This is a genomic window from Gammaproteobacteria bacterium, assembly GCA_028819075.1.
Lineage (GTDB): Bacteria > Gemmatimonadota > Gemmatimonadetes > Longimicrobiales > Gaopeijiaceae > BD2-11.
Genome location: JAPPMM010000040.1, coordinates 74,333 through 91,967 on the forward strand (window position 1 = coordinate 74,333; position 17,635 = coordinate 91,967).

The window sequence follows — 17,635 nt, forward strand, 5'->3', positions numbered from 1 at the left end:
ACCTCCCTCAGAAGCTCAGGCGCACGTTCGCCGTGAAGCTGGCGAACGGCGGCATGACGGTCTGCTGATCCGCGCGGATGTTGCCGGTGCTGCGCAGCTCCGCGTCCCAGGACCATCTCCCTCCGAATCCGCCCGGAGGCATCACCCGGCCGTCGCGCCAGGTGCCCCATCCGTGGGCCTTGGTCCAGAGCATGGCCATGTTGCGCGCGGACACGCTGATGACCCCGCGGGAAGCTCCTATGTGGGTGAGCAGGTCCCCGGGAATGCTGTGGCTCGCCCCGACCTCGCGAAGGCGCAGGAATCCGCCCTCGTGGAAGCCCATGGTGTTGTTCTCGTACTGGCGCCGGGCCTGCACCTCGGGAATGCAGCGGCAGATGACGGCTTCGGTCACGCCGATGTTGTGGGCGGCGCGCAACTCGGAATTGAAGTTCCAGTGGCCTCCGTTGCCTTCGATGCGCGCGTAGAGGCGCAGGTTGTTGATGCTGAAGCTGTTGGTGATGCCGACCTGCCAGGTGGGCGTGGACGGGGCCCAGTGCACGTCGGGCGCACCGCCGCAGGCGACCGGAGAGCCGCCCGAGTCTATGCCGCCGACACCGGTTCCGCCGTCGCACATCGCCGAGGTCACGAAGCCGCCGGCGTCGATCTGCGCCGACACCACCCGCTTGGCGAAGAAGGCGCCGATGGAGTAGCCCTCGTAGTGGGACTGCTGGCCGCCCGCGGGCACGAAGGACAGCCCGCCGAGGTCCTGGATCTCGTTGTTCATGGTGGCGAACTGGCCGCTGATGTCCCAGTTGAACACCGGGCCCTCGATGGCTCGGAAGTCGACGCCGACCTCGTTCCCCCAGGCCTTGACCTCGGCCAGGTTCACGATCTGGCGCCCGGAGAAGCCCGTGGAGGTGGGGACCGGGCGCTGGACGATGGCATCCTTGATGGTGCGGTCGTAGCGGCTGACGATGAGTTCCAGGCGTCCGCCCAGCAGGCTCAGATCGAAGCCGTACTCCAGCTCCTCGCCGCGCTCCGGCTTGAGCTGCGGGTTGCCGAAGGAGCCGGGGAGCAGGCCGGGCTGGTCGCCGAAGCCCACGCCCGGGACGTAGAGGCGCGCCGCGTCGAAGGTGCCGGGCTGCTGTCCGGCGGCGCCCCAGGCCGAACGCAGCCGCAGCTGTTCGATCCAGCCCACGTCGAAGAAGTCCTCTTCGGTGACGACCCAGGTGGCGCTGAACTTGGGGTAGACGGCCGCGTCGAAGTCGGCCCCGAAGGCGCTGTTGTCGTCTCCCCGCACGGCCGCGGTCAGGAAGACGCGGTTGTTCCAGTCCAGCTGCTGCTGGACGTAGGCGCCCAGGGTGATGTTCTCGGTGAAGTTCTCGCCGCTGTCGCGATCGGCGCCGCCGCTCACGGTCGTGATAGGCACCGCCGGGAACTCCGATCCCTCGGCTTCGATGATGGAAGTCTGGCGCTGGTAGTACTGCACGCCCACCGAGCTGGTGAGCCGGAGGCCGGGACGCACATCCAGGAAGGCCGATCCGCTGTAGTCGAGCGTGGTGAAGCGGTTGGCGATGCGCGCAACATCCTTCAAGCCGAGACCGCGCCTTCCCCAGAAGTGCGAGCGGCCCTCGGGCTGCCGCGGGATGAGCACCCAGTCGACAGCCTCGCCCCGGTCCAGACCGAAGGAGAGCCGGTGCGTGGTCCAGTCCGCGGGATTGTATCCGAACTCGAGGCTCGTTGTGATGCGGTCGTTGTCGGCCCGTGTGACGTGCTTGGACCACTCCTCGGGCGGCGCCACCATGAAGCCGCGCTGCGGCGTCTCGATGGTGCTCGGGAATCCCCAGATGATGCCGCTGAAGGGCTCGGCGCCGAACCCGCCCCGGTTCTGGGCGAGCCGGACCCGGTTCTGCATGTATCCCGTGCTGGTCCGCAGCGAGACATCCTCGGAGAGCACCAGGTCCAGGTTGACCCGGCCGTTGAGGCGGGTGGCGAAGTCGTAGCCGACGATGCCTTCGTCGTCGTCCCAGGAGAGCGACGTGTAGTAGCGCACGTCCTCGGTGCCTCCCCTCAGCCCCAGGTTGTAGCCCTGCTGGAGGCCGGTGCGGAAGATGGGCGGGCGTCCCGCGTCGATCTCCTGTTGGACGAGGTTGAAACCCTCGAGCTGCCCGGTGTTGGCGTTTCTGCGCCACTGGAGGCCGTTGGCGCACGCGAGCGCGTCCAGCGATGCAGGGTTATTGTAGCAGGAGTTCGGATCCCCGCCCGCGCGGCCCGCCGAGTTCTGGAGCCAGTTCGCGCCGCTGCGCACGCTGATGTCGAACCGGGGGGCGCCCACCGCTCCGCGCTTGGTGATGATCTGGATCACCCCGTTGGAGGCCTCGGTGCCGTAGAGGGTGGCCGCCGAGGGCCCCTTGATGACCTCGATGCTCTCGATGTCTTCGGGGCTCAGGTCGTTCAGGCGGCTGACCCGGGCCCCGCCGCGCACGCCCGGTCCGCCGCGCGGGTTGGAGTCCATGCGGATGCCGTCGATGTAGACGATGGGGTCGTTGCCGAGCGACATGCTGGTGGTGCCGCGGATGCGGATCGGCGAGCCGGTGCCGACCTGGCCGGCCGACGGCAGCATGATCATGCCGGGGGTGCGCTGGGCCAGGAGCGTCTGGACGCTGGTGACCGGCGCGACCTCGAGCACGGCGGCCGCGTCCACCGTCTCCACCACGTTGCCGATGGCGCGGCGCTGGGTTCCTCCGGCGGTGCCGGTGACCACGATCTCGTCGAGCGCGAGCGCCTCCTCGCGCAGCGACACGTTGATCTCGGTGGCCAGGTCGGCGGTGACCGTGGCGGTCACGGTCTGCGTGCCGAAGCCCAGGCTTTCGAAGGCGACCTCGTGGCTTCCGGCGGGGACGCTCAGGATGTAGCGCCCGTTCTGGTTGGTGGCGGTGCCCAGGTCAAGTCCCTGGATGTAGACCTGGACTCCGGCGAGGGGTTGGAGGGTTTCGGCGTTGACTACCTGGCCGACGAGATTGCCCGTTTGGGCAGCGGCGGGCGTGCCGGAGGCAAGGACCACAGCCAAGGCTCCGGCCAGGCAGGCAAGCGCCCGTGCGAACGGACGAAACTTACCCATGCGTACTCCTCTGGAGGCGCGTACTGCCGAGTGAGCCGCCAGGAGGTAGACCCGTCGGAGAAACGGGTCGCGTGGAAGAGCTGCCTGGCGGGGGTCCAAACTGTCCGAGAACGCCTCCACGGTGATTCTACGACTCGTGTCAAGCGGCGGCCAGTCGGCGGGTGGCCGGCGCGGGGCACCGGGGGGGCCGCTCTACGGATTGGACACGCCCTCCCGGCGGCGTCAGGTTCAGACAGGCGGGGTGGTGGAGGGCCGGCCCGCCGTCCATGCCGATCCGTGAGGTGGCCGGTGGCTCCAGCAGTTGGAAGCGAGAGCGGTCGGCGGTGGTGGGCGGTGGCGCTGGCGGCGCTCGTCGGGGCAGGTTGCGCGCCCGGGGACGAGCGCTCCGCCCTCTCCTCCCGCGAGATCCTGCTCGATCCCACCCTCCCGGCGTGGAGCGAGGCCGCTCCCGACACCTTCCTGGCTCGCTTCGAGACCAGCGCGGGTGACTTCGCCATCGAGGTGGTGCGAGCCTGGGCGCCCGTGGGGGCCGACCGATTCTACAACCTGGTGCGCCACGGCTACTACGACGACGCGCGCTTCCACCGCACCGTACCGGACTTCATCGTGCAGTGGGGACTGGCGGGCGATCCCGAGGTCACGGCCGCCTGGATCGGCGAGACCATCCGGGACGACGACGCGGTGTTGGCCAGCAACGTGCGCGGCACCATAGCGTTCGCCTTCACGGAGCCGCACACCCGCGCCACACAGGTGTACATCAACCTGGTGGACAACAGCCGCCTGGACGCGCAGGGCTTCCCGCCCTTCGGCCGGGTGGTGGAGGGGATGGAGGTTGTGGACCGCATCTACCCGGGGTACGGCGAGAGCTCGGGGGGCGGGCTGCGGCGCGGCGACCAGAGCGCGATCGTGGCGGGTGGCAACGACTATCTCGACCGCGAGTTCCCGATGCTCACCCGCCTCCTGAGGGCCACGGTGGAGCGCGGCTCGAAGGAGTGACCATGGAATCCATACGGGTGAAGGACCGCCCGACCGGCGCATGGCGGTGGCTGCAAATGGTGCTGCCGCTCGCGCTGGCAGTCGTCTCAGCCTGCGTCGTGGGTGCCCCCGGACCCGCGCGCAGCACGTCACAGGGAGACATCACGCGTCCCGAACTGGAACAGATTCTGAGCGAGAGCGCGTACCAGGCGGTCGAGCAGCTGCGGCCATCGTGGCTCTTCTACCGGCGCACTCCCACCATCTCGAACCCCAACCCGGAGCCGGCCGTGTACGTCGACCAGGCGAAGCTGCTCGCGCTGGACGATCTGCGCAGCATTCCCGTGCAGGACGTCGAGCAGATCCGCTTCCTCTCCTCCCGGGACGCGACCACGATCTACGGGACCGGCCACATGTGGGGCGCGATCGTGGTGACCACCCGACGGCCCGGGGGATAGACCTGACACAAGCGTCGGCTGACGAGCGGACCTGGCGGCCGACCCGATCGGCGAGCATCGAAAAGCCTGACGCGGGACCGATGCCGGTCGATCGAATTCGACGTGCCGGACACTTGACCTTACCCCTCTGCCTGTGGATCTTCAGAGCAAGTTGAGAATGAGTCTCATTTTATTCAGCTCGCGCTCGGCGCACTTGTGACGCCACACGCAACGAGACTCACTACAGGAAACGGAGGAACATGTCCCGCAGTAACACCGCAATGCTCGTCCTTGCCGTGATTCCGCTCCTGTCGGCCGGCTGTGCCGGGGATAGCGATGCGGCGGAGTCCGAGCCCGCCGCCGCCGTGGACGTCGAGGCCATGGGCGGTATGAACGCCGCCGATGCAATGGCCGCCCTCTCCAACCCCAACCTCGCCACTGAAGACGAGCTCACCGCGGTCCCGGGGATCACGGCGGAGGCCGCCGCGGCGGTTGCCGGCGGACGGCCCTACCTGCGGGCGGCGGATCTGCACGCGGTGCTGGCGGGGGCGATCGGAGAGGAGGCGGCGGTAGGGGCCTACCGCGCGCTCTGGCTGCCGATCAACCTCAACGACGTGACCAACGACGAGATCCTGCTGATTCCGGGTGTTGGGGATCGGATGGCCCACGAGTTCGAAGAGTACCGTCCATACGTGGACATGGGCGAGTTCCGCATGGAGATCGGGAAGTACGTGGACGAGAACGAAGTTGAGCGGCTCGCCCGGTATGTGTACGTCCCTATCGACCTGAACACGGCCCCCCGCGAAGAGATCATGGCGGTTCCCGGGATGAGCGAGCGCATGGCCCACGAGTTCGAGGAGTACCGCCCGTACACCGACCTGGACCAGTTCCGGCGCGAGATCGGAAAGTACGTGGACGAAAACGAAGTCGCGCGGTTCGAGCGCTACGTGACGCTGAACCAGGGCGGATAAGGGGCGCAGCCGGGCGGGGCGCCGGCTTCGTCGACCCGGCGGCGTCAAGTGCGGATGATCCGCGCAGTCATCTTCTGGCTGCATCTTTCTGTAGCCGCGGCCGCCGGGGTGGTTATCCTGATGTTGGCAGCGACGGGGGTGGTGCTGTCGCTGCAGGAGACGGCGACGGGGCTTGCGGAGCGGCGGTACTTCGTGGCCGCGCCCGAGACTGTGGAACGGCTGCCTCCTGAGGAACTCGCAGGGGCGGCCGGGTTCACGACGACTTCGCTGAGTTACCGTTCGGATCCGCGCGCGCCGGTGCGCGTCTACGAGGGGCGGGACCGGTACGCCCGCGTCAATCCCTACACGGGGCAGGTGTTGGCAACGGGACCGGGCGGACTCGAGCGGTTCTTCGAAGGCGTTCACAACTGGCACCGCTGGTTCAACGTCTCCGGAGGCTCGGTGCGTCGTGCCCGGGCGGTGACGGGAGCGGTCAACGTGGCCTTCCTCTTTCTGCTGCTTACCGGACCGATCCTGTGGATCCCGCGGCCCGTCACGCGGCGGTCGCTCGCCAACGCGATCCTCCTCCGTCCCGGGGCGAGAGGCGCCGGGCGCGACCTCAACTGGCACCAGGTGGTCGGGATCTGGTCCGTCCTGCCGCTGGCCGCGATCGCCGCAACCGGGGTCGCCACATCGTATCCGGCTGCGGGAGATCGGGTCTACCCGATGGTGGGAAACGCTATGTCCGCCGGGTCATGGGCGGTCGCATCAGCGTCCGGAGGGATGGGGTTCGACGAGGCGGCGATTCCGGAGGACTCGGCTCGCGTGGCGGAGCCGGACCTGAGGGCCGTGCTCGCAACGGCCGAGGGATGGGCGCCGGAGTGGCGGACCATGATTCTGAACATGCCGCGCCCGGCGGACAGCGAGGTCCGCGTCGAGGTGCAGGCGGGCCGCGCGGGCCAGCCTCACAGGACCGGCTTTCTCACCGTGGACGCCGCCTCCGGCACGGCGCGCGCATGGGAGTCCTTCGCCGACGATTCGCCCGCACGGCGCGCGCAGCAGTTCCTTCGATACGCGCATACGGGGGAGTACTGGGGGCTGGGGGGCCAGCTGTTGGCAGGACTCTACTCGTTGGCGGCCGCGGTGATGGTGTGGACCGGCCTTTCGCTGGCGGTACGCCGGCTGCGACGCTTCGTCAGCTCCCGGCGGACGAACTAGTCTGGAGGTGCGCGCCGCGTAGTGATCATGATGGCCCCCGCCGTGTGATTGGTGCCGAAGCGCGTCGTGGCGTCGGTGGGGGAGAGCAGCGAAATCCGCTCGATGTGATCGTCGCTGATGCTGCGCAACTCCCGGAATTCCATACGGACCCCGTTCAGGTAGACCGCGGGCCGATTGTCCAGGTTGTATGCGGTCTGGGCGCCCCGGCGCCGCAGCCAGGTGCGCCTGAGCCGCTCGATGGCGGTGTAGGCGTTGCCGAAGGCGTCCCTGTCCAGCTCCTCTCTCGTGATGTCGCCGAAGCCGCCCCCTGTGGACGGCGTGGCTCCTTCGGGACCTCCCGCTAAACAGCCCGCCAGGCAAAGCGTTGCCGCGAGCGTCAGCGTCCCGATCCAGCGAGCCGCGACTGGCGCAGGGCTTCGTCGATCGACGGGCATTGACTACTCCGGAGGACCTCTGCGGGTGACGATCACGATCGCCCCCGAGGCGTGACCGGTGCCGAACCGGGTGGTGGCATCGGTGGGGGAGAGCAGCGAGATCCGCTCGATGTATTCGGCGCTGATGCCGAAGAGTTCCTCGATGCGCCCGACGCGCACCCCGTCCATGTAGACCAAAGGCCGGTTGTCCGGGTTGTTCGGGGTGCGGGCGCCCCGGCGCCGCAGCCAGCTGCGGCGGAGCCGCTCGATGGCGTGGTGGGCGCTGGTGTACACCTCCAGGTTCAGCTCCTCCCTGGTGATGTCGCCGGTTCCGCGGACGGGTGGGGGGCCGTCTCCCCCGGCACCCGAACCGCCGGCGCAAGCGCCGAGGCAGAGGAGGCCTGAAAGCGCCAGGGTCCACGCCCACAGGGACATACCTCTCCCGCCCCCGTCCGGGGAGAGCCCTTGCGGGATCCCCCCGGACGGGTGCCGGGCCCTGCGAGCCGGTGTCAGCCGCTCGTGTTGGGGTTCAACTCGAGTTCGGTTTCGTCGATGGGAAGGCACGTCGTCGGCCCGTAGGCCACTCCCTTGTGGTTGAAGTTCTGGCCGCGCGGGAACCACAGCCCGTAGCGCAGCTTGTCGGCGTGGTGCCGTCCTTCGAGGAACATCTCGCGGCGCCGCTCCTCGACGATGACGCCCATGTCCACGGATGAAGCGTGGGGCAGGCCGTGCCGGTCGCGCAACGCATTGATACGGCTCAGCGCGGAGGCCGCGTCACCGGACATGACCTCGACCTCGGCCAGGATCAGCTGCGCCTCGGCCCAATCGCCGAGCGGAATATCGTACCCCTGGTCACGGTACTTGGTCTGGACCCAGTGCGGGGTGACGCCGTCCTGACCCACCTGACCGGTGTTTACCACCGGGACGCGGGGATCGGGCATGCCGTCGTCCACCGTCTGGCTCCCGTCCGCGGCGATGGTCAGGTTGCGGAAGCCGGGCGCCACCTCGACTCCGTCCACCATCACGGGAGGAGTGATGGTGCCGTACTTGTTCTCGTTGAGCATGTGGTAGACCTGGTTCCACCGCTTGCGCACCGAGTTGTCGCGGGTGACCCAGGCGATGAAGTTCGGGTCCGTGACCTGGGCCGCATCCGCCGCCGCTCCGGACATGTTGCCCTGCGAAAGGCGGTTGCGGGCCCGGGCAAGGTGCGCCAGCTGGCGCGCGCTCGAGGTCACTGCGGTGATGTCGAAGTCGCCGCCCATGTGGCCGATGGCGGTGCCGAGCCACTCCTCGCCGCCGGCCAGCAGCTGGGACGGGGTCATGAGCGGTCCTACGTCCACGGTGTTCTCGCACCAGTGCTCGCCGAACACGGTGTAGACGAGCCCGGCGTAGAGTGCCGCGGTCGCGAGCAGGTTGTCCTGGTCCGGAACGGCCTCCTCGAACCCGCTGATGGTGTTGTACGCCTGCTCCGCCTGGAAGCGGGCCTTCTGGAAGGAGGTTGCGAACGCTGCGTTGGTATTGCTCTGGCCGCAGTTGCCGCTGGTGGAGGTGATGCGGTACTCGGACCAGGCTCGCGTGAACCAGCCGGTCGACTCCCAGTAGGCGTCCTCGAGGCCTCCGATGGAGACCGAGAAGTCCGAGTACGAGCACTCGAAGTCGGCGATCGCGGACACGACCATGGTATTGGCCATGTCGGGAATGAGGAGCCCGTCCTCGGTCAGGTTGCCCGGCAGCTCCACCTCGAGCAGGCTGTCGCATGCTCCGGCCGCCGTCGCCGCCAGAACGAGCGCGGCGATCTTCGTGAATCGTCCGCGGGCGGGTCGCTTTCCATTTCTGATTGTCTTCATGGCTCTTTCTCCCTTGCACATCAGAACGTGACCCGCATGGTCAGGTTGAACGACGCGGTGGGCGGGACATTCGAGTTGGAGCCCGTGTTGGTGTCCGAGGTGCGCCGAGCCTCCGGATCGTGGATCGGTTCACCCCAGATGTCCGGCTGGGATACCCAGAGCATCGCGAGGTTGCGCGCGCCGAGGCTCACGGACGCCCGCGAGGCTCCCGAGCGCTCCACCAGCGACTGGGGCAGCCGGTAGTTGGCGCTGATCTCGCGGAGGCGGGCGAAGCCTCCGTTGTAGACCATGCCGCTCCCGAAGTTCTCGTCCGCGCGCGCCAGGAAGAGCGGGTTGGTGCGCTCGTTGGCCGCGAGCGAGGTCTGGAAGTGGATGTGCTTGCCGGCAACGTCCGACGAGGTGGCGTAGCCGCCGATGCGGTGCTCGACCAGGGCATGGAGCCTGAGGTTGTTGAAGAAGGTGAAGGTCAGGTTGTAGCCCATCTCCCACGGCATCTGGAGCGGTCCGTAGAAGACTTCCATCCGGCTGTTGCACGGAGCCGGCGACCCGCCCTGCTCCCAGCCGTTGATTCCGGTGCCGCTGTCGCACATGATCGACGACTTGATGAGCCGCCCGGTTGAGGGATCGATCTCGGCGCTCACCGCCAGTTCGTCGAAGATGGCCGGGAAGGGGAAGCCTTCGCGCAGCGTGTTGGTCGGAGGCAGGTCGCCGACGTCCTCCACGCGGTTCCGGTTGTGCGACAGGCTCGCGCCCAGGTCCACGGCGAGGGCGCCGCCGTCGAAGACCCGTCCGTTGAGGTTGACCTCCCAGCCCCAGTTCTTCAGGTGCCCCAGATTCACGGACTGGGAGCCGGGGAAGCCGCGGCTGGGAGCCACGGGCAGGGAGACCAGCGCGTCCCGGATGTCCTGCTGGTAGTAGGTCACCTGGGCCAGGAGGCGGTCGTCGAACAGACCGGCGTCGAACCCGGTCTCGATCTCGGTGCTGACCTCGGGGCCCAACTCCGGGTTGCCCACTTCGTCGGGGGTGACCGCGGCCTGCGAGGCCGGGCCCACCGCCGGCTCATAGAGCCGCACGGCAGCGAACACGTCGGGCTGCTGCCCGGCCTTGCCCCACGCCGTCCTCAGCCTCAGCGAGTTCACCCAGCCGACATCGAAGAAGTCCTCTTCACTGAGGACCCAGGTGCCGGAGAGCTTCGGATAGATGGCCGCGTCGAAGTCGGCGCCGAAGGCGGAGTTGTCGTCGCCGCGGATGGCGCCGGTGACGAAGATGCGGTCCTGATAGCCGATCTCCTGCTGCACGTAGGCGCCCATCGTCTTGTTCTGCACGAAGTCCTCGGTGGACGTCGTGCTGGCCGCGCCTGCGAGCGAGGTGATGGCGGGAGCCGGGAAGGTCTTCCCGGTGCTGATCACGGTCTCGAGCTGCTTGGAGTAGTACTGGGCGCCAACGGAACTCCGCAGGGTCAAGTCGCTCAGGTTGACCGTTCCCGTGGCGGCGTAGTCGAAGGTGATGTAGCGGGTGTACGGGCGCTCGACGACGACATCCCCCAGCGAGAGGCCGCCGAAGTCGTGCTGTGCTCCGGTCGGATGGCGCGGGAAGAGCCTGCGGTTCTCCTCATGGGCCTGGTCCAGCCCGATCACGGCCCTGTGGGTCAGCCAGTCGAACGGCGTGTGGTTGAGCGTGAGGCTGCCGATGAAGCGCGAGTTGTCGCGGGTCGCCTCGACTTCCTCAATGGACTCGGGGCGCGCGCGCAGGAATCCGCGCAGCCGGGTGTCGACGCCCTCGGGAGTCGACCACTGCGCCTGTTCCCAGACGCCCCACGAGGTCCGCTGCTGCATGAAGCTGGTGGTGCCGTTCACGTAGCCGGTGCTCATGTCGATCTGGAGCGACTCGTGCGGCACCACGGAGACGTTCGCGCGCGTATTGAACACCTTGTTCCAGTTGTAGTGGACGATGCCGGTCTGGTCGTCCCAGTCGGTGGCCAGGTAATAGCGCACCCGCTCGGTGCCGCCCCTCATGCTGAGCGCATAGCCCTGGGAGTGGCCCGTGGTGAAGAACTGGCGTCCGGCATCCCTTTCCTGGTCCCAGATGTTGAAGGAGATGATGTTGCCGGCGCTGTCCTTGCCGTAGGCGAAGTTGACCTGGTCGCGTGCGTTGGGGAGCCAGGTGGCGCCCTGCTTGATGGTCAGGTCGAACTGGGGCGCGCCCTCGACGCCGCGCTTGGTGATGATGTTGATGACGCCGTTGGAGGCCTCGGTGCCGTAAAGGGTCGCGGCCGAAGGGCCCTTGATGACCTCGATGCGCTCGATGTCCTCGGGGTTGATGTCGTCGAGCTTGCTCACCTGGCGGCCGTCGCGGAGGCTCGGCCCCGCCTGGGTCTCGTTGTCGACCCGGATGCCGTCTACGTAGATGAGCGGGTTGTTGCCGACGTTCAGGCTGGTGTAGCCGCGGATGCGGATGGGCGACCCGGTGCCGACGTTCCCCGACACTCGCTTGAAGCCCACGCCGGCCTCACGTCCCTGCAGGAGGTCCTGCATGGTGTTGATGGGGGCGACTTCCGCCACGTCGGCGGCCTCCACGCGGGCCATCGCGTTGCCGAGCGCGCGCTGCCGGGTGCCGCCCGCCGTGCCTGTCACCACCACCTCATCGAGCGCGAGCGCTTCCGCCGTGAGGTTGATCTCGATCTGGCTGGTCTGGCCGCCGGTCACGTCGATCTGCACGGTGGCGGTGCGGAACCCGATCCGCGTCGCCCGCAACTGATGCGTGCCGGCCGGAACGTTGAGGAGCAGGAACTGACCGTTGGCCTGGGTCAGCCCCCCGATCTCCAGGGTCGGGATGTCCACCTGGACGACGGACATCGGTTGCAGGGTGCGGCCGTCGACCACCGTTCCGGTGACGGTGCCGGTTCCCTGCGCACCTGCCCCGACCGCTGTGGCCAGCAGGAGCGCAAGGAGCGCGACGGCTGCGCTTGCGGGTTGGAATACGACGATACGAGAGCCCATGAGCGGTCCTCCGGACAGAGGTGGAACAGGCACCTCCGGCGGCGGCTCGAACACCCTCGGAGGTGATCGATTGGGCCATTAGTTGACACCCGGGACCGCGGTTTTGCTGGCGGTCGAGGTCATGCCAGGCCGGTCCGCGAACGACGGATGAGCCCGTATCGAGAGGGTCGACCCTCGCCCGGCCACGTCAGTTGGCGACCGGCGCGAACGAGTCGCTACCAGCGCGCCCGCGTGCGGATGTCTTCGGCGACCTGCCCGGCGAACGCCTTCCGGCCCATGACCACCACGTTGTGGCGCTGGTTGTCAGTGCCCACGTAGTCGAGGCCGATACGCTGCGGCATCAGCAAGTCTGCTGGGGCCGGGTGACGCCGTCCTGTCCCACCTGACCCGTGTTCTCAACGGGGACGCGGGGATCGGGCATGCCATCGTCCACCGTGAGCGGCTGTTTCTCCCTTGCACATCAGAACGTGACCCGCATGGTCAGGTTGAACGACGCCGTGGGCGGCACATTCGAGTTGGAGCCGGTGCTGGTGTCCGCCGTGCGCCGCGCTTCCGGATCGTGGATCGGTTCACCCCAGATGTCCGGCTGGGATACCCAGAGCATCGCGAGGTTGCGCGCGCCGAGGCTCACGGACGCCCGCGAGGCTCCCGAGCGCTCCACCAGCGACTGGGGCAGCCGGTAGTTGGCGCTGATCTCGCGGAGGCGGGCGAAGCCTCCGTTGTAGACCATGCCGCTCCCGAAGTTCTCGTCCGCGCGCGCCAGGAAGAGCGGGTTGGTGCGCTCGTTGGCCGCGAGCGAGGTCTGGAAGTGGATGTGCTTGCCGGCAACGTCCGACGAGGTGGCGTAGCCGCCGATGCGGTGCTCGACCAGGGCATGGAGCCTGAGGTTGTTGAAGAAGGTGAAGGTCAGGTTGTAGCCCATCTCCCACGGCATCTGGAGCGGTCCGTAGAAGACTTCCATCCGGCTGTTGCACGGAGCCGGCGACCCGCCCTGCTCCCAGCCGTTGATTCCGGTGCCGCTGTCGCACATGATCGACGACTTGATGAGCCGCCCGGTTGAGGGATCGATCTCGGCGCTCACCGCCAGTTCGTCGAAGATGGCCGGGAAGGGGAAGCCTTCGCGCAGCGTGTTGGTCGGAGGCAGGTCGCCGACGTCCTCCACGCGGTTCCGGTTGTGCGACAGGCTCGCGCCCAGGTCCACGGCGAGGGCGCCGCCGTCGAAGACCCGTCCGTTGAGGTTGACCTCCCAGCCCCAGTTCTTCAGGTGCCCCAGATTCACGGACTGGGAGCCGGGGAAGCCGCGGCTGGGAGCCACGGGCAGGGAGACCAGCGCGTCCCGGATGTCCTGCTGGTAGTAGGTCATCTGGGCCAGCAGCCAGTCGTCGAAGAGCGCGGCGTCGAACCCGGTCTCGATCTCCGTGCTGACCTCGGGGCCCAGCTCCGGGTTGCCTACTTCTTCGGGGGTGACCGCGGCCTGGGAGGCAGGGCCCACCGCGGGTTCGTAGAGCCGCACCGCAGCAAACACATCGGGCTGCTGGCCGGCCTTGCCCCAGGCGGTGCGCAGCCTCAGCGAACTCACCCAGCCGACATCGAAGAAGTCCTCTTCACTTAGAACCCAGGTGCCGGAGAGCTTCGGATAGACGGCGGCGTCGAAGTCGGCTCCGAAGGCGGAGTTGTCATCGCCGCGGATGGCGCCGGTGATGAAGATGCGGTCCCGGTAGCCGATCTCCTGCTGCACGTAGGCGCCCAACGTCTTGTTCTGCACGAAGTCCTCAGTGGAGGTCGTGCTGGCCGCTCCTGCGAGCGAGGTGATGGCGGGAGCCGGGAAGGTCTTCCCGGTGCTGATCACAGTCTCGAACTGCTTGGAGTAGTACTGGGCGCCAACGGAGCTCCGCAGGGTCAAGTCGGTCAGGTTGACCGTTCCCGTGGCGGCGTAGTCGAAGGTGATGTAGCGGGTGTACGGGCGCTCGACGACGACGTCTCCGAGCGAGAGGCCGCCGAAGTCGTGCTGTGCTCCGGTCGGATGGCGGGGGAAAAGCGTACGGTTCTCCTCGTGGGCCTGGTCGAGCCCTACTACGGCTCGGTGGGTCAGCCAGTCGAACGGCGTGTGGTTGAGTGTGAGGCTGCCGATGAAGCGGGAGTTGTCGCGGATCGCCTCGACTTCCTCGATCGACTCCGGACGCGCGCGCAGGAATCCGCGCAGCCGGGTGTCGGCGCCTTCGGGGGTGGACCACTGCGCCTGCTCCCAGACGCCCCACGAAGTTTTTTGCTGCATGAAGCTGGTGGTGCCGTTCACGTAGCCGGTGCTCATGTCGATCTGGAGCGACTCGTGCGGCACCACGGAGACGTTCGCGCGCGTATTGAACACCTTGTTCCAGTTGTAGCGGACGATGCCGGTCTGGTCGTCCCAGTCGGTGGCCAGGTAGTAGCGCACCCGTTCGGTGCCGCCCCTCATGCTGAGCGCGTAGCCCTGAGAGTGGCCCGTGGTGAAGAACTGCCGCCCGGCATCTCGCTCCTGGTCCCAGATGTTGAAGGAGATGATGTTGCCCGCGGTGTCCTTTCCGTAGGCGACGCCCACCTGGTCGCGGGCATTGGGAAGCCAAGTGGCGCCCTGCTTGATGGTCAGGTCGAACTGGGGCGCGCCTTCGACGCCGCGCTTGGTAATGATGTTGATAACGCCGTTGGAGGCCTCGGTGCCGTAGAGAGTCGCGGCTGACGGACCCTTGATGACCTCGATGCGCTCGATGTCCTCGGGGTTGATGTCGTCGAGCTTGCTCACCTGGCGGCCGTCGCGGAGGTTGGGGCCCGCCTGCGTCTCGTTGTCGACCCGGATGCCGTCCACGTAGATGAGCGGGTTGTTTCCGACGTTCAGGCTGGAGTAGCCGCGGATGCGGATGGGCGATCCGGTGCCGACGTTCCCCGACACTCGCTTGAAGCCCACGCCCGCTTCACGTCCCTGCAGGAGGTCCTGCATGGTATTGATGGGCGCGACTTCTGCCACGTCGGCGGCCGCTACGCGGGCCATCGCGTTGCCGAGTGCGCGCTGCCGGGTGCCGCCGGCCGTGCCGGTGACGACCACCTCGTCCAGCGCGAGCGCTTCCGCCGTGAGGTTGATTTCGATCCGGGTGGTCTGGCCGGCGGTCACGTCGATCTGAACGGTGGCGGTGCGGAACCCGATTCGCGTCGCCCGCAACTGATGCGTGCCTGCCGGAACGTTGAGGAGCAGGAACTGACCGTTGGCCTGGGTCAGCCCCCCGATCTCCTGGGTTGGGATGTCCACCTGGACGACCGACATCGGTTGCAGGGTGCGGCCGTCCACCACCGTTCCGGTGACCGTGCCGGTTCCCTGCGCGCCGACCCTTGCCGTCGCGGCCGCGATAGTCGCGACAAGCGCAATGGTCGCGCGCCCGGGTCTGATTCCAACGAAGCGAGCGCGCATGGGCAGGCCTCCTGCCAAGGGGTGAGACGGACAGGGGCGAGTGCCGGGTGGGTGGCGTTCGGTCGGGTAGCCGGGTGCACGGTTCCTCCGCCGAAGGAGATGCAACTCGCCGACGATACGTATCCCCGAGTGCGATCGACGCGAGGTCGAGGCGGCATCCGTCCATTGTCCGGAGCGGAGATTGCAACTGTCAAGTAGGGTCCGGCGCGCCACCCACTTGTTGCGCACGTCGGGCGAAACGAAGGTGAGCCCGTGTTTGAGATCGGCCTCTCGCCGGCGGCGAGCTGAAGGGCCGGCGGGACCGGCCGCTACCAGCGCGCCCGCGTGCGGATGTCTTCTGCGACCTGCCCGGCGAACGCCTCCCGGTCCATGACCACCTGCTTCCTGCCCGCGCCGCGCCGGCGTACCGCCACCGTCCCCGCCTCGGCTTCGCGCTTCCCCACCACCCCCATGTAGGGCACCTTCTTGACCTCCGCCTCGCGGATGCGGTACCCGAGGGTGTCCTGGTCGTCCAGGTGGGCGCGCACCCCCTTCGCGCGCAGAAGCTCCACCAGCTCGCGGGCGCTCTCGCTCCACACCTCCGAGACCGGGAGGACGCGCACCTGCTCCGGGGCCAGCCACACCGGGAAGGCGCCCGCGTAGTGCTCCACCAGCCCGCCGATGAAGCGCTCCATCGACCCCAGCATGGTGCGGTGGATGACCACCACGTTGTGGCGCTGGTTGTCGCTGCCGACGTAGTCGAGGCCGAAGCGCTCGGGCATCAGGTAGTCCAACTGGAACGTCGGCCCCTGCCACTTCCGCCCCAGCGCGTCCACCAGCCCGACATCCACCTTGGGGCCGTAGAAGGCACCCCCTCCCTCGTCCACCTCGTAGTCCAGTCCGCGATCGGCCAGCACCCCGGCCAGGGTCTCCACCGCGGCGTCGTAGACCGCCGGGTTACCGATCGCCTTCTCGGGCCGCGTGGACAGCGACACCTCGAAGTCGTAGCCGAAAACGTCCAGCAGGTACTCCAGCAGGTCCAGCATGCGATGGTACTCGTCGCTGATCTGGTCCTCCCGCACGAAGAGGTGGGCGTCGTCCTGGGTGAATCCCCGCACGCGGAGCATTCCATGCAGGGCGCCCGCGCGCTCGTAGCGGTAGCAGGTGCCGAGTTCCGCATACCGCAGCGGCAAATCCCGGTACGACCGGCTGCGCGACCGGTAGATCATGAAGTGATGCGGGCAGTTCATCGGCTTCATGCGGAAGCGGTTCCCCTCGTCGTCCATCGCGGGAAACATGTCTTCGCTGAAGACCTCCAGGTGTCCGGAGGTCTCGTACAGTTGCTCGCGCGCGACGTGCGGGCTGTAGACCAGGTCGTAGCCGTGTTCGAGCAGGGTCGTCTTGAGGAACTCCTCGACCGTGTGGCGCACCAGGCCCCCGTTCGGGTGCCAGAGGATGAATCCGGCCCCCACATCCTCCTGGACGCTGAACAGGTCCAGCTCCTTGCCGAGGACGCGGTGGTCGCGCTGGCGCGCTTCCTCGAGCCGCTCCAGGTGTTCGTCCAGCGCCTTCCTGCTGAAGAAGGCGGTGCCGTAGATGCGCTGCAGCATCTGCCGCTTCTCGTCTCCCCTCCAGTATGCCCCCGCGGTGGAGAGCAGCTTGAAGTGCTTCACGCCGCCGGTGGAGGGCACGTGCGGCCCGCGGCACAGGTCCAGGAAGGGACCGTCCCGGTAGACCGTGATCACCTCGTCGTCCTCAAGTTCCTCCAGGCGCTCGAGCTTCAGGGGATCGTCGGCGAAGAGCTCCCTGCCCTCCTCCTTGCTGACGCGGCGCCGCTCGAAGGGAAGGTCGGCGGCAACGATGTCGCGCATGCGGGCCTCGAACACCTCCAGGTCTTCGGGCGTGAAGGGTTCGTCGACCTCGAAGTCGTAGTAGAAGCCGTCCTCGATCGGGGGACCGAAGCCGATGCCCGCGGTGGGATGCAGTTCGCGCACCGCGGTGGCGAGGACGTGCGCGGCGGAGTGGCGCAGCACGGGGAGGGCGTCGTCGTCCCGGCTGGTGAGGATGCGCACCTCCGAGTCCTCCGGCACGGGGCGTCCCAGGTCGACCGTTTCGCCGTTCACGACGGCGGCCAGGGCGGCCCGGGCGAGTCCGGGGCCGATGCCGGCCGCAATGTCGGCGGCGCTGCTGCCGCGAGGCGCCTCGACGGGGCTGCCGTCGGGAAGCCGCACCTGGATGGATTCGTCAGGCATCTGTCATCTGGAGATTTGCGGGGATTCGG

At 67.9% G+C, this 17,635-nt stretch carries 12 protein-coding genes; 4 read left to right on the forward strand and 8 right to left on the reverse strand.

The genetic code is table 11. From position 1 onward, the window contains the following. Positions 1-7: 7 nt before the first annotated feature. Positions 8-3,100 carry a SusC/RagA family TonB-linked outer membrane protein gene (locus OXU32_09630; GenBank protein MDE0074208.1) on the reverse strand — a complete coding sequence of 1,031 codons (3,093 nt, stop codon included), beginning with the start codon at positions 3,098-3,100 and terminating at the stop codon, positions 8-10. A 288-nt stretch (positions 3,101-3,388) separates the two neighbouring features. Between OXU32_09630 and OXU32_09635 the strand changes: the two genes are divergently transcribed. The 4 genes from OXU32_09635 to OXU32_09650 all read left to right on the forward strand — a co-directional run bounded on the left by OXU32_09635 (position 3,389) and on the right by OXU32_09650 (position 6,677). Then, entirely contained in the window at positions 3,389-4,096 is a 708-nt protein-coding gene (locus OXU32_09635; protein MDE0074209.1) for a peptidylprolyl isomerase, read from the forward strand. Positions 4,097-4,098: 2 nt separating this feature from the next. After that, positions 4,099-4,530, forward strand: a complete 432-nt coding sequence (locus OXU32_09640) for a hypothetical protein (GenBank protein ID MDE0074210.1) — start codon at positions 4,099-4,101, stop codon at positions 4,528-4,530. 239 nt (positions 4,531-4,769) lie between these two features. Further along, positions 4,770-5,480: a helix-hairpin-helix domain-containing protein gene (locus OXU32_09645; protein ID MDE0074211.1), complete on the forward strand. Its 711-nt coding sequence runs from the start codon at positions 4,770-4,772 to the stop codon at positions 5,478-5,480. Between the two features lie 54 nt (positions 5,481-5,534). Beyond that, positions 5,535-6,677: a PepSY-associated TM helix domain-containing protein gene (locus tag OXU32_09650; GenBank protein ID MDE0074212.1), complete on the forward strand. Its 1,143-nt coding sequence runs from the start codon at positions 5,535-5,537 to the stop codon at positions 6,675-6,677. Here OXU32_09650 and OXU32_09655 read toward each other — a convergent pair. The 7 genes from OXU32_09655 to thrS form a co-directional block, all read right to left on the reverse strand. Next, positions 6,674-7,111: a TonB-dependent receptor plug domain-containing protein gene (locus OXU32_09655; GenBank protein ID MDE0074213.1), complete on the reverse strand. Its 438-nt coding sequence runs from the start codon at positions 7,109-7,111 to the stop codon at positions 6,674-6,676. The two genes, OXU32_09650 and OXU32_09655, sit on opposite strands and share 4 nt — an antisense overlap. Positions 7,112-7,114: 3 nt before the next feature. After that, positions 7,115-7,525 (reverse strand): TonB-dependent receptor plug domain-containing protein, encoded by a 411-nt coding sequence (locus OXU32_09660; GenBank protein ID MDE0074214.1) that lies wholly within the window; start codon positions 7,523-7,525, stop codon positions 7,115-7,117. A 74-nt stretch (positions 7,526-7,599) separates the two neighbouring features. Continuing rightward, on the reverse strand, positions 7,600-8,937 hold the full coding sequence (locus OXU32_09665; protein MDE0074215.1) for a RagB/SusD family nutrient uptake outer membrane protein: 1,338 nt from the start codon (positions 8,935-8,937) through the stop codon (positions 7,600-7,602). A gap of 20 nt (positions 8,938-8,957) precedes the next feature. Continuing rightward, positions 8,958-11,936 (reverse strand): SusC/RagA family TonB-linked outer membrane protein, encoded by a 2,979-nt coding sequence (locus OXU32_09670; GenBank protein MDE0074216.1) that lies wholly within the window; start codon positions 11,934-11,936, stop codon positions 8,958-8,960. Between the two features lie 215 nt (positions 11,937-12,151). Continuing rightward, positions 12,152-12,277: a hypothetical protein gene (locus OXU32_09675; GenBank protein MDE0074217.1), complete on the reverse strand. Its 126-nt coding sequence runs from the start codon at positions 12,275-12,277 to the stop codon at positions 12,152-12,154. A gap of 119 nt (positions 12,278-12,396) precedes the next feature. Then, a complete protein-coding gene (locus tag OXU32_09680; protein ID MDE0074218.1) occupies positions 12,397-15,375 on the reverse strand; it encodes a SusC/RagA family TonB-linked outer membrane protein in 2,979 nt (992 codons plus the stop codon). Positions 15,376-15,683: 308 nt separating this feature from the next. Then, positions 15,684-17,606 (reverse strand): threonine--tRNA ligase, encoded by a 1,923-nt coding sequence (gene thrS, locus OXU32_09685; protein ID MDE0074219.1) that lies wholly within the window; start codon positions 17,604-17,606, stop codon positions 15,684-15,686. Between the last annotated feature and the right edge of the window lie 29 nt (positions 17,607-17,635).